This is a genomic window from Curtobacterium sp. PhB130, from assembly GCF_003755165.1.
In the GTDB taxonomy this organism is placed as follows: Bacteria; Actinomycetota; Actinomycetes; order Actinomycetales; family Microbacteriaceae; genus Curtobacterium.
The window spans coordinates 433,680-446,739 of record NZ_RKII01000007.1 but is presented as its reverse complement, the minus strand read 5'-3'; the positions used below and the strand labels follow the sequence as shown (position 1 = coordinate 446,739).

The following is a 13,060-nucleotide window of genomic DNA, read 5'->3' as shown; positions in this document are numbered from 1 at the left end:
AAAGAAAGCGGTGTCAAGAGGTCGCCACGACGAGGTGGTGACCAGCTGACGGCCTGGAGGCTCGTGGCGGCGCCGCCATGAGCCTCCAGGCCGTCACGGGGTCCGGATCAGATCGCGGTGAGCCGGAACGGGACCACGCGCTCGGTGTACGTGGCCGGGGCCTCGAGGCCCACCGACGCGAGGACGCGACCGGTGAAGACCCGCGCACCGGACCACCATTCCGGGGCACGGACGCCGTCGGCACCGCTGCCGATGAGCACCGGGTCGACGCGGTACCGCGCGTCCGGGTCGAGGTCGCGGAACGTGATCCGACCGCGGAGACTCACCTCGGGGGCGGCGAGGGACGCCAGGAAGAACATCGCCTCCCGGCGGTCCGGCGCGACCACGCCGTAGACGTTCAGCGTGTCGTCGACCTGGTCGACGCGCACCAGGTCACCGCCGTGCAGCAGCGCCCGGGTGTCCTTGTAGAGCGCGATCCACTCGGCGAGGTCCCGCTCCTCGGCCGCGGTGGCCTTGGACAGGTCCCACTCGATGCCGAGGTGCCCGAACAGCGCGGTGCCCGCACGGAAGGACAGGTCGTGCCAGCGCCCCGTCGTGTGGTTCACGCCGCTGGCGATGTGCGAGCCGAGGAGCTCCGCCGGCAGCAGCTGCATCGTCCAGCGGTTCATCTGCTGCCGCTCGAGCGGGTCGATGCAGTCCGAGACCCAGACGCGGTCGGTGTGCTCGATCACGCCGAGGTCCACGCGGGAACCACCCGACGAGCACGACTCGATCTCGAACCCCGGGAAACGGTCCTTGAGCGCCGCCATCAGCCGGTACGCCGCCAGGGTCTGCTCGTGGACGGCCGCCCCGCCGTCCCGGTACCCGGCCTCGACCAGGTCCCGGTTGTGGTCCCACTTCACGTAGTCGATCCGGTACTCGTCGATGATCGCGGTCATCCGGTCGAGCACGTACTCGTACGCCTCCGGGATCGCGAGGTTGAGGACCTGCTGGTGCCTGGACCGGACCGGCAGGCGTCCGTCGGCCTGCATGATCCACTCCGGGTGCGCCCGGGCGAGGTCGCTGTCCTCGTTGATCATCTCCGGCTCGAACCACAGGCCGAACTGCATGCCGGCGGCACGGACGTGGTCGACGAGCGGCGACAACCCGTCGGGCCAGACGTCCTCGTCGACGAACCAGTCGCCGAGGCCCGCGAAGTCGTTGCGACGGTGGCGGAACCACCCGTCGTCGAGGACGAAGCGCTCCACGCCGAGGCGGGCGGACCGGTCGGCGAGGTCCTCCAGCCGGGCCAGGTCGTGGTCGAAGTAGACCGCCTCCCAGACGTTGATCGTCATCGGGCGGACGCTCCGGGGGTGCTGCGGACGGCTGCGGAGGTACCGGTGGAAGCGGCGGGCCTGCTCGTCGAGGCCGTTCGCGTACGCGCCGTGGAGCCAGGGGCCCTCGTAGGTCTCCCCCGTGCCGAGGCGCACCTCGCCCGGCAGCAGGAGCTCGCCGCCGCCGATGACCTGCTTGCCGTTGAACAGGCGCTCCGCGAAGTGCCGGTGGTTGCCGCTCCACGCGGCGTGGACACCCCAGAGCTCGCCGTCGGCGAAGCCGAACCCGGGGACGCCGACGCTCAGGACCGTGGCCGCGTCGGCCCCGGTGCGGCCCTTCCGTCCCTCGCGCTCGTGGATGCCGACCACGAGCTCGCGGCGCTGCGGGGTGCGCTCCTTGCCCCAGCGGCCGGCGAAGTCCAGGATCTCTCGGGCCCTGGTCGGGATCGGGAGCGCGACCGTGAGGTCGTCGACCGTGTACGTGCCGGTGCCGGTGTTCGTGAGGGCGGCGCGGGTGCGGACGAGGCCGGAGGGCAGCAGCTCGATCTCCAGGCGGACGGCGAGCTGGGCGTGGGCATCGGCGGCCTCGACGACGACGGTCGCGGGGCCGGCGTCGATGCGGGTGGGGGCGGCTGCACTGTCTGCCGTCTCGTGGGCCTGCGCCTCGTGGGCCCGTGTCTCGTGGGCCCGCGTCTCGTGGGCCCGTGTCTCGTGGGCTTCTCCGATCACGTCGATGCTCGTCGTCGTGAACCGCGGTGACCAGTCCTCCCCGTCCCGGTGCCCGCTCACGCCCGGCTTCCCGGACCAGCCGGCGTGCGGCTCGGGCAGGATCGCCACGCGGATCGGTTCGTCGACGGCGTTCGACACGATGGGCTCACGGCCCGCGGTGACGATCGCCTGCAGGTCCTCGGTGGACAACTCCCCGAGGGCGGCACCCCAGTGCACCACCGAGGGCAAGCGACCCCCGGTGCAGTCGAGCACGAGGGAGACCCCGGCGGTGGTCAGGTGGACGAGGGAGTGCGTCATCGGAGCTCCTGGTCGGCTTACTTTTGTTGCGTAAGTATGTCAGGTCGTCAGAACCAGCGCTTCACCTTGAAGACCACGAACAGCGCAGCGGCGAACGCGACCATCGCGATCACCGCCAGCGGGTAGCCCCACGTCCACGTCAACTCCGGCATGTGCGTGAAGTTCATGCCGTAGATCGCCGCGATGAGGGTCGGCGCGAAGAGGATCGCCGCCCAGCCGGAGATCTTCTTCGTGTCGTCGTTCTGCTTCTGCGCCGCCAGGGTCGCGTCGACCGTCAGCGCGTTCTGCAGCAGCTGCCGAAACGTGTCGATGCGCTCGACCGTCCGGATCGCGTGGTCGAGGACGTCACGGAAGCGGCGCTGCATCTCGACCGGCAGGTGGTACTTCTCGGCGCCGCGGTGGATGTTCTCGATCATGTGGATGAGGGGCCGGGCGGCGCGCTGGAAGTCGACGACCTCCCCGAACAGCTCGTAGATGCGACGGGACACCCCGGCGACCCCGGCGAAGAGCTGGTCCTCGATCTGGTTGATGTCCTCCTCGAGGCCCTCGATCACCGGGATGTAGTCGTCCACGATCGAGTCCATCAGCGCCCACAGCTGCGCTTGCGGCCCCGCGGTCACGAGCCCCGGCTTGCCACTCATCCGCTGCAGTGCTCGCGGTACGACGTGCTTCCCGCGGGGGTCGGCCTGCACGACGGCCAGGAAGAAGTCCTCCCCGACGAAGGCGTGCACCTCGCCGAACTCGACCTCTTCACGCTGGTCGTTGTAGAGCGCCGGCTTCAGCACCGCGAACAGCGTCGAGCCGTAGCGCTCGAGCTTCGGTCGCTGGTGGCCCTCGGCGGAGTCCTCCACCGCGAGCTCGTGCAGTCCGAGGGCGACCGCGACGTCCCCGAGCTCCACGGCGTCGGGCTGGTAGAGGACCACGCAGGCGCTGGCGTCCTGCTCGTGCATCATCCGGAAGGTGTCGTCGAGCGTCGGACTCGCGATCGGTGCGATGCGGTCGATGTACGCGGTGTTGAGCTCGACGGTCACGACCCCAACCTACGCAGGTCCCGGGGCCGCATGTCCCCCGCTCGCTGGACCCCGCCTGCACGCGCGGGTGGATGATCCGTCTACCGTGCAGGTCATCAGCATGCTGACGAAGGCGTGTCGACGAAGGGAGTGGCCATGCGATGGTTCCGGAAGATCGTGATCGCGGCGAGCGCCGTCGTCGCCGTGGTGGGCTCGTTCATCGGGTCCGGCGCCGCCGGTGGCACGCCGATCCAGGACGCAGCGGGCGGGGCACTGTCGGCGTCGTCCACGGCGATCGCCCCCGACGGGCCGGCCTTCGGCATCTGGAGCGTCATCTACGTCGGCCTGATCGCCTTCGCCGTGTGGCAGTTCCTCCCCCGCCGCGGTGACGAGGCCCGCCACGACCGGCTCGCCGTCCCCGCGACGCTGTCCCTGCTGCTCAACGCCGCGTGGATCCTGTCCGTACAGTTCGGCTTCCTCTGGTTGAGCGAACCGATCATCGTCGCGCTGCTGGCCGTCCTCGCGTGGACGTTCGTCATCCTCCGACGCACCCGCCCCTCCGGCATCGTCGAGGCCATCGTCACCGACGGCACCTTCGGGCTCTACCTCGGGTGGGTGTGCGTCGCGACGGCGGCGAACACGGCCGCGGTGCTGACGGCCGCCGGCTTCCGGGGCTTCGGGCTGTCGCAGGACGTCTGGGGTGTCGTCGTGGCCCTCGTCGCCGGGCTCGTCGGGGTGTTCATCGCCGTGGCCGGTCGTGGGCGCCTGGCTCCGACGGCGTCGCTCGCGTGGGGGTTGGCGTGGGTCGCGGTCGCGCGGCTCGACGGCCCCCTGGTGTCCGTGCCGACCGCGGTCGCGGCACTCGTCGCCGCTGCGCTCGCCGTCGTGGTGACGCTCGTCGTGCGGGCGCGCGCTGGCTTCCGCGCTCCGGCCGCGCACGCGCCCCGCGCGGTCCGGTAGCGCCGCGCGCGGTCCGGTAGCGCCCCGCGCTGCGGCGGCCGAGCACGCGACGAAAGCGACACCACGCGGCCGGATGCGCCACGCAATCGTGTATCCGATGTCGCCCGATGCGCGTACATCATCCCCGCAGCGACGAAAGCGACACCACGTACACCTTTGCGCGGCGCAATCGTGTACGCGGTGTCGCTTCCCTCACCCCGCCGCGTGCCCCGACGGCCGGCGCGGGTGCGCCGGTGCGGGTGCGCGGGCGCGGGTGCGCGGGTGCGCCGTCGCCTGCCGTCAGAGCCCCGCGGCTCAGCGCGCGGCGGCCGTCAGCCCGTGCGCGGCAGCGACGGCCTCGTTCGTCACGTGGCCGTCGTGCACGTTGAGCCCGCGGGCGAGCGCCGGGTCGGACTCGAGCGCCGCTTCCCAGCCCTGGTTCGCGATCGCCACGGCGTAGGGCAGCGTCGCGTTCGTCAGCGCGATGGTCGAGGTGCGCGGGACGGCACCGGGCATGTTCGCCACGCAGTAGTACACGGCGTCGTGCACCCGGAACGTCGGGTCGTCGTGCGTGGTCGGCCGCGAGCCCTCGAAGCACCCGCCCTGGTCGATCGCGATGTCCACGAGCACCGATCCCGGACGCATGTCCGCGACCATCGCGTCGGTGACGAGCTTCGGCGCCGACGCCCCGGGGATGAGCACGGAACCGATCACCAGGTCCGCGTCCTGCAGCGCCGAGGCGATCGCGTGCGACGAGGACCGGAGGGTCGTGATGCGCCCGTCGAACCGGGCGTCGAGTGCCCGCAGGCGCGGCAGGCTGATGTCGAACACGGTGACCTCGGCACCGAGCCCGAGCGCCATCGCCGCGGCGTGCTCACCGGCGACACCACCGCCGATGACGACCACGCGGCCCTTCGGCGTGCCGGGGACGCCGCCGAGCAGCAGCCCGCGGCCACCGTTCGCGCGCATCAGGTGGTTCGCGCCGACCTGGGCCGAGAGCCGACCGGCGATCTCGGACATCGGCGACAGCAGGGGCAGCGAGCGATCGGGAAGCTGGACGGTCTCGTACGCGATCGCGGTCGCGCCGGAGTCCATCAACGCGGAGGTCAGCGGGCGGTCGGCTGCGAGGTGCAGGTAGGTGAAGAGGACCTGCCCGGGTCGGATCGACGCGTACTCGGACGCGACCGGCTCCTTCACCTTGAGGACGAGCCCGGCACGGCTCCACACCTCGGCGGCCGACGGGACGATCGTCGCACCGGCGGCGGCGTACTCGGCGTCCGGGAAGGACGAACCGTCACCGGCCCCGGCCTGCACGAGCACGTCGTGCCCGTGCATCGTCAGCTCGGCGACACCGGCAGGGGTGGCGGCGACGCGGAACTCGTTGTTCTTGATCTCGGTGGGGACGCCGATGAGCATGGCGGACTCCTTCGTGGGCTGCGAGCGGCGGGCGACCACCATCCAGCCACTCGTGCGTGTCCGGCGCGTTACGGCCGAACATCCCGCTGATCAGATCCCGATCCGTGCGATGGGATTCGGCTGCTCAGCTCCGGGCGCGGAGCGATTCACTCGGCAGTTCGCCGAACCGCGACCGGTACGCGGCGGAGAACCGGCCGAGGTGACCGAACCCCCACGACCGGGCGATCTCGGCGACCGACACCTCGTCACGGTCGGCATGACGGAGGTCCGCGTGCGCGCCGTCGAGCCGGACCTGCCGCAACAGGTCCCCCGGCGTCTGGTCGAGGTGCCGGCGGAGCGACTGCTGCAGCCCGCGGGGGCTGAGCCCCGCGGCCGCGGCGATCTCCGGCGTGCCGATCGGCTCGTTCGCGTGGGCGTGCACGAACTCCAGCGCCCGGCGCAGTCGCGCGTGCTCCGGCCCGGTGCCGGGCACCGAGGCGCGCCAGAGGGTCCGGCGCGGGAACGCACGGAGCGCTGCCGTGCCGAACGACTCGGCGACGACCCGGCGCTCGACGTCACCGAGGACGTGGTCCATGTCGAGCCACGTCGCCGAGTGTGACCGGACGGCGTGCTGCCACGCTCGCAGTCCGTCGCCGGACGCCCGCTGCATCGGCTCGAAGGCGAAGTCGTCCTCACCGGCGAGCGAGCTCAGGAAGGAGCGGTCGAGCTGCACCATGTTCAGCGAGATGTCCCGGTGGTGCAGGTCCCAGGTGTCGTCGATGGGCAGCACCAGGGGGACGCCAGCCTGCAGGTCGACGGACTGGCCGCCGTAGGTCAGGGTGCTCGTGCCCGAGCGCAGCCAGATGACCATGAACTCGGCGTCCGCGCGACTCTCGCTCCGGATGTCGACGTCGAAGCGTGCGGTCCGCAGGGACATCCGCTCGTCGCCGACCCCGGCGAAGCTCCACGCGCTGCGCGGCGAGGTCCGCCGGACGTTCGGGGAGCGGAGCTCGTAACCAGCCGAGAAGAAGGCCAGTGCCTGGTCGACGTCGGTGCCGGCGAGCCGCTTGGACCAGCGACGATCGGGTCGGTCGGCGGCGTCGATCGGGGACACAGGTGTGGCGCTCACCGCCGTGGCCGGCGGACGGGAGTCCGTGGGAAGCACCATGGCCGAGAAGGTACGCGCGACCACCGACAGCGACCCGTGATCCGCGTCCCCCGGCTCAGTTCTGCAGGATCGCCTGCCCGATGCTCTCGTCGAGGATGAGGTCGGTGATCAGCCCGGCGGCCAGTGCCCCCTTGAGCGACGCCGCCTTCCCCCGCCCGGCCACCACGCAGATCCGCCGCGGAGCCCGCTTGATCGTGTCCAGGTCCGGCCCACCGGCGCGGGCGTTCACCCCGATGTCCTTCCAGGACCCGTCCGCCCGGTAGAACACGGTGGAGACGTCACCGACGACCTTGGCCTTGGTGAGTTCCTCGCGGTCGGCGGGGTCGAGGTACCCGCCGGAGTACACGTGCGAGGGGACCGGGGCCTGCGGGGCGCCGACGCCGAACACGACGACGTCCATCCGCTCGTGCAGGTCGAGCACGCGGCGGATCGAGCGCTCGCGGAACAGCGCCGCCTTCGTGGTGGGGTCGTCGAAGAACGCCGGGACCGGGAACTGCTGCACGAGCGCGCCGTACGCCTCGCCGAAGCGTCGGAGGATCTCGGACGCGTAGACGATGCCCGTGGTGCGGGTGTTCGCGGCGCCGTTCACCTGCACGACCGTCGACCCGTGCGTGGTCTTCGGCACGAGGTACCGGCTGACCGCACTGACCGTCGAGCCCCAGGAGATCCCGATCACCATGTTCGACTCGATGTACTGGGTCAGGATCCGAGCGGCGGAGAGCGCGACCCGCTCGAGCCGGTCGACGTCGCTCGTGTGGTCCGGCACCGGGACGACGTGCGCGTGCACGCCGAACCGTGCACGGATGTTCCGGCTGAGCGCTGCGGCCTGGTCGAGGGGTGACCGGATCTGGATGTCGACGAGTCCGGTGTCCCTGGCGTGCTTGAGCAGTCGGGACACCGAGGAGCGGGACGTGCCGAGTTCGTCGGCGATCGCGTCCATCGTCAGGTCCTGCAGGTAGTAGAGGTGCGCGGCCCGCAGGGCCTGCTGCGTGCGCATCGGTTGGGCGGCATCGCTCATGGAGCAACCATGCACGGACGTGCATGGCGCTTGCAAGCCCGACCGCCCGTGCCGAACCGGAATCGGACACGTCGACACGTGTGCTGCACGTTCGTGCACGCGAGTTGCCCGGCCTCTCACCGGAGGAGCACGATCGTTCTCGAACCCAGCGAACCGACCCACAGAAAGCGACGCGTACGCACATGTCGAAGACGACGCAGCCCCGACGCACAGTGACGAACCTCACCGAGCGTCCGAACGCACAGGTCCTCATCGTCGGTGGCGGCATCAACGGCATCGCCACCTTCCGCGACCTCGCCCTCCAGGGCGTCGACGTCGCGCTCGTCGAGCGTGGCGACTACGCCTCCGGCGCCTCCGCGGCGTCGAGCCACATGATCCACGGCGGCATCCGCTACCTCGAGAACGGCGAGTTCCGCCTGGTGCGCGAGAGCGTGCAGGAGCGCAACGGCCTGATCCGCATCGCCCCGCACTACGTCAAGCCGCTGCAGACGACGATGCCGATCTTCTCGACGTTCTCCGGCATCATGAACGCCCCCTTGCGGATGCTCACGCACAAGCAGCGCTCCACGAAGGAGCGCGGCGCGATGCTCATCAAGATCGGCATGACGATCTACGACTCCTTCTCCCGTGACGGCGGCTCGGTCCCGAAGCACGTCTTCCGCACCAAGAAGGCCGCGCTCGCGGACATGCCGGCCCTGAACAAGGACCTCAAGTACACGGGCACCTACTACGACGCCTCCGTGCACGAGCCGGAGCGCCTGGCGCTCGACGTCCTCAAGGACGGCCTCACGGCCGGCACGAGCGCCGACGGGACCACCACCAGCGCGGCCACCGCCCGCGCCACGAACTACGTCGAGGCAGCCGGCACCCGCGACGGCGGCGTCCTGCTCCGCGACCGCGAGACCGGCGACGAGTTCGTCTTCACCGCCGACGTCGTGATCAACGCCTCCGGTCCCTGGACCGACCTCACCAACGGCGCGTTCGGCGGCGAGACCAAGTTCATGGGCGGCACGAAGGGCTCGCACATCGTCGTGCACAACGACGAGCTGCTCGAGGCCACCAAGGGCCGCGAGCTGTTCTTCGAGAACGACGACGGCCGCATCGTGCTGATCTACCCGCTCAAGGGCCGGGTCCTCATCGGCACGACGGACATCGACGCCGACCCCGCGAAGCCGGTCACCACGACGGACGAGGAGATCGACTACTTCTTCGGTCTCGTGAAGCACGTCTTCCCGCAGATCGACGTCACCCGCGAGCACATCGTCTACAGCTACTCCGGCATCCGTCCGCTCCCCCGCCACGAGGACACCGCCCCCGGCTTCGTCTCCCGTGACTACCGGATCGTGGACACCCCCATCGCCGGTCTGCCGAAGAGCACCGTGCTGTCGCTCGTCGGCGGCAAGTGGACGACGTTCCGTGCCCTCGCCGCGCACCTCTCGACCGAGGCCACGACGAAGCTCGGTGTCGCCCGCAAGGTCGACACGACGGGCATGGCCATCGGCGGCGGCAAGGAGTACCCGACCACGGACGCCCAGCGCGCCCTGTGGATCAAGTCGCACCGCGACGGGCTCGACGCGAAGCTGGTCGAGGGTCTGCTCGAGCGCTACGGCACCCGCGCGGCCGAGGTCGTGGACGTCCTCACCGACGGCCCGGTCGAGGCACTCGAGTCCGACCCTGCGCTGACCCGCGCCGAGGTCGCGTACTTCGCCGAGCACGAGCACGCCGTGCACCTGGTCGACGTGGTGCTCCGCCGCACGAACCTCGCGTTCGTCGGTGGCGTCACCATCGACCTCCTCGACGAGCTCGCCGACGTGCTCGCCGGCGTCCTCGGCTGGTCGCCGGAAGAGCGCTCGGACGAGGTCCAGCGCACCCTCGACGTGCTGCGCGAGTCGCACGGCGTGATCGTGCCGTTGACGGCAGCCGCCGCCCGCGCCTAGTCGCGGCCAGGTGGGTGGTCGTCACCACTGACGGACGGGAGGCCCGGTGCCAGCTGGCACCGGGCCTCCCTTCCGTCTGTGTCCGGGTCTAGAACCGCTCGCCGGTCGGGTCCTGCGCGGTCCGGTCGATGAGGTCGTCGCCGCCCATCGGCTCGCCCTCCCAGTCCACGAGGCGCCACCCGTCGGCACTCGACCCCTCGAGCTCGACGACGCCGGTGTTCTCCAGGTGCCGGTCCGCGCCGAGGTCGTTCGGCACGTTCTGCGCGGTCGTGGCGGCCCAGATCCGGATCGCCGCACCGTGGCTGAACGCCGCGGCGACCGCGACGCCGGTGTCCTCGATCTGCCGGACGGCCTCGTCGTAGCGGTCGAAGAAGTCCTCGCCGGTCTCCGCGCCGGGCATCCGGGCCTCGCGCTCCCCCGACGCCCACGCGTAGCAGGCGGCCAGGTACCGCTGCACGGAGGTCTGGTCCCGCGCTCCCTGCAGGTCCCCGGCCTCGATCTCGCGGAGGCCCGGGAGCACCACGGGGTCGATGCCGAGCGCCGCGGCGAGCGGAGCCGCGGTGTGGTGCGTCCGGACCATCGAGGAGACGAAGAGCCGCTCGATGCCGCGGTCCGCGAGCGCCGCCGGCAGTGCTGCTGCCTGCTGCTGCCCGAGCTCCGTCAGGCCCGGACCGGGCACCTCGGCGTCGAGGACGCCGTTCACGTTCGCGGGGGTCTGGCCGTGTCGGATGAGCAGCAGTCGCATGCTCCCACCCTACGGCGGCCTCGGAGCCCGGCCCGGGCCCCGACGCCACCGTCGGTGCGCGGCGCGTCAGCGTGCCGCGGACAGCTCCCGCTCCCGGGCCGCCCGGACCGCGTCCTCGGCTGCGAAGGGCAGGTCCCCGAGGTCGAGGTTCGGGTTCGTGTCCTGCGTGAGGACGAGCTCGCGGGCCTCCTCGGCCGTCTCCACCGCGGGCATCGACCCGGGGAGCGGTCGCTGCGAGGACTCCTTCATGCAGAACACCCCGATCGCACCGACGACGCTCATCGCCATCAGGAAGTACGCCGGCGCGAGCTCGTCGCCCGTCGCCGTGAGCAGCGCCTGCACGATGAGCGGCGTCGTCCCGCCGAACACCGCGATCGCGATGTTGTACGCGAAGCCCATCCCGCCGTACCGGGTGGAGGTCGGGAACAGCGCCGGCAGCGACGCCGCCTGGTTCGACACCCACAGCGCGGTCATCAGCGCCAGGAGCGCGAGGCCGGACAGCGTCGACCACTGCTCGCCGTGCCCGATGAGCAGGAACGCGGGGACGACGAGCACGACGGTCGTCGCTGCACCGATCCACATCACGACGCGACGGCCGAGCTTGTCGGACAGCTTGCCGGTCAGCGGCAGCATCACGGCGAGGAGCACCAGCACCGGGATGGTGAGGAGCGTGCCGTCGAGCGCGGAGTACCCGAGCGAGTCGGTGAGGTACGTCGGCATGTACGAGGTCAGCGCGTAGCCGACGGTGTTCGACGCGGCGACGAGCATGATCGCGATGACGATCGGACGCCAGTGCTCGCGGATCATCGCGAACACGTTCGCGGGGCGGTCCCCGGACGCGTCGGCGAGCACCTCGGAGGACGCGGCCTGCGCGGCCTGGGTCGCGGCGAACACCGGGGACTCCTCGATGCGCAGACGGAACCAGATCGCCACGGCGCCGATCACACCGGCGGCCAGGAACGGCAGCCGCCAGCCCCACGCGGTCATCGCGTCGTCGCCGAGGGTGATCTGCAGCACGGACACCACCGTGGCGCCGAGCGCGAAGCCCATGTAGCTGCCGAAGTCGAGGATGCTCGCGAAGAACCCGCGGCGACGGTCGGGGGCGTACTCGGTGACGAACGTGGTCGCGCCGGCGTACTCACCGCCGGTCGAGAAGCCCTGCAGGAGCTTGAGCACGACGAGGACGATCGGCGCGAAGACCCCGATCGTCGCGTACGCCGGCAGCGCCCCGATGAGGAAGGTCGACGACGCCATCAGGATGAGCGTCGTGGCGAGCACCTTCTGGCGACCGATCCGGTCCCCGAGGCGCCCGAACACGATCCCGCCGAGCGGCCGTGCGACGTACGTCGCCGCGAACACCCCGAGGCTGAACAGGATCTGCACCGCGGGCTCGGCGGTCGGCAGGAACACCCGCCCCATGGTCACGGCGAGGTAGCCGTACACGCCGACGTCGTACCACTCCATCGTGTTGCCGACGACCATGCCGCTGACGGCCTTGCGCATCATGCTCTTGTCGACGACGGTGACGTCGCTCTCGCGGAGCCGACGGGCCGGCTGTTCGGCTGGCCGTCGGCGCTCGGTACTGCTGGGATCGGAACCCACGTGTTTCTCCTCGGGTCGGGACTCGGGACGGACCCGGATCGACCGGGTCGGTGAACGGGCCACGACGTTACCGAGCAACCGAAATGTCATTGGCCGGTGATTCCCAGGCAACGGCGTGTCACCCGAACGAGGGGCACGCCCGATCCGCAGCAGGACACGGAAGCGTGAACCTGAGTAACGACGTCATAACATCGGCCCATGGCGATCGAACCGGACACGAAGAACTGGACCTGGGTCATCGAGAGCGCGTGCCCCGAGTGCGGCTACGACGGCAGCACGGTGACGATCCGCGACGTCCCGGGCATCATCGAGGCGAACGCGACCGGCTGGCCCGGCGAGCTCGCGCGGGCCGGTGTCCGCGACCGTCCGGACGAGGACACCTGGTCAGCGCTCGAGTACGGCGCGCACGTCCGCGACGTGCACCGGAAGATGACCGAACGCCTCGCGCTCATGCTCGCCGAGGACGCCCCGACGTTCCCGAACTGGGACCAGGACGCCACCGCGATCGAGGACCACTACGGCGAGCAGGACCCGGCCACCGTTGCGCGCGAGCTCGGCGAGGCCGCCCACCGCGCGGCCCGGGCGTTCGACGACGTCCGGGACGACCAGCTCGAGCGCACCGGCCTCCGCTCCGACGGCAGCGCGTTCACCGTCGCGACGCTCGCCACCTACTACGCACACGACCCGGTGCACCACCTCTGGGACGTGCGGCGGGATCGCGCGTAGGCAGTCCCAACGCGCGGAGGCAGTCGAAACGCGCGTAGGCAGTCCCAACGCGCGGAGGCAGTCGAAACGCGCGTAGGCAGTCGTTCCTTTCGACCCGGTACGCGCGTTCCCACCTCCTGACGAGCGCGCGGTGGGTGGGAACGCGCCGACCTGCGGACGGGAGGCGCGGGTCGGGGCCGCA

10 protein-coding genes are annotated in these 13,060 nt (G+C 71.0%); 3 read left to right on the top strand and 7 right to left on the bottom strand.

Going from position 1 to position 13,060, the window contains the following annotated elements; genetic code table 11:
- Positions 1–107: 107 nt before the first annotated feature.
- A complete protein-coding gene (locus tag EDF24_RS07885; protein WP_123702069.1) occupies positions 108–2,339 on the bottom strand; it encodes an alpha-galactosidase in 2,232 nt (743 codons plus the stop codon).
- A gap of 47 nt (positions 2,340–2,386) precedes the next feature.
- Complete coding sequence (locus EDF24_RS07880; protein ID WP_123655633.1) at positions 2,387–3,370, bottom strand: magnesium and cobalt transport protein CorA; 984 nt, start codon at positions 3,368–3,370, stop codon at positions 2,387–2,389.
- A 135-nt stretch (positions 3,371–3,505) separates the two neighbouring features.
- On the opposite strand from EDF24_RS07880, the gene EDF24_RS07875 reads away from it, so the two are divergent.
- Entirely contained in the window at positions 3,506–4,309 is an 804-nt protein-coding gene (locus EDF24_RS07875) for a tryptophan-rich sensory protein (RefSeq protein WP_123655634.1), read from the top strand.
- Between the two features lie 294 nt (positions 4,310–4,603).
- Here the strand turns inward: EDF24_RS07875 and ald are convergent, their stop codons facing one another.
- From ald to EDF24_RS07860, 3 genes are all read right to left on the bottom strand, one after another.
- Entirely contained in the window at positions 4,604–5,704 is a 1,101-nt protein-coding gene (gene ald / locus EDF24_RS07870) for an alanine dehydrogenase (RefSeq protein ID WP_123702608.1), read from the bottom strand.
- Positions 5,705–5,828: 124 nt separating this feature from the next.
- On the bottom strand, positions 5,829–6,851 hold the full coding sequence (locus tag EDF24_RS07865) for an AraC family transcriptional regulator (RefSeq protein WP_123655636.1): 1,023 nt from the start codon (positions 6,849–6,851) through the stop codon (positions 5,829–5,831).
- Positions 6,852–6,906: 55 nt separating this feature from the next.
- Positions 6,907–7,869, bottom strand: a complete 963-nt coding sequence (locus tag EDF24_RS07860; protein WP_260233383.1) for a sugar-binding transcriptional regulator — start codon at positions 7,867–7,869, stop codon at positions 6,907–6,909.
- A gap of 182 nt (positions 7,870–8,051) precedes the next feature.
- Between EDF24_RS07860 and EDF24_RS07855 the strand changes: the two genes are divergently transcribed.
- On the top strand, positions 8,052–9,806 hold the full coding sequence (locus tag EDF24_RS07855; RefSeq protein WP_123655637.1) for a glycerol-3-phosphate dehydrogenase/oxidase: 1,755 nt from the start codon (positions 8,052–8,054) through the stop codon (positions 9,804–9,806).
- Positions 9,807–9,894: 88 nt separating this feature from the next.
- On the opposite strand, the gene EDF24_RS07850 is transcribed toward EDF24_RS07855, so the two are convergent.
- Positions 9,895–10,551 (bottom strand): histidine phosphatase family protein, encoded by a 657-nt coding sequence (locus EDF24_RS07850; RefSeq protein WP_123702063.1) that lies wholly within the window; start codon positions 10,549–10,551, stop codon positions 9,895–9,897.
- Between the two features lie 66 nt (positions 10,552–10,617).
- Positions 10,618–12,153, bottom strand: coding sequence for an MFS transporter (locus EDF24_RS07845; RefSeq protein WP_123655639.1), 1,536 nt, complete (start codon positions 12,151–12,153; stop codon positions 10,618–10,620).
- 198 nt (positions 12,154–12,351) lie between these two features.
- Here EDF24_RS07845 and EDF24_RS07840 point away from each other — a divergent pair, with 198 nt between their 5' ends.
- The gene (locus EDF24_RS07840) at positions 12,352–12,879 is read left to right on the top strand and encodes a DinB family protein (RefSeq protein WP_123702061.1); all 528 of its coding nucleotides are present in this window, start codon (positions 12,352–12,354) and stop codon (positions 12,877–12,879) included.
- Positions 12,880–13,060: the final 181 nt, after the last annotated feature.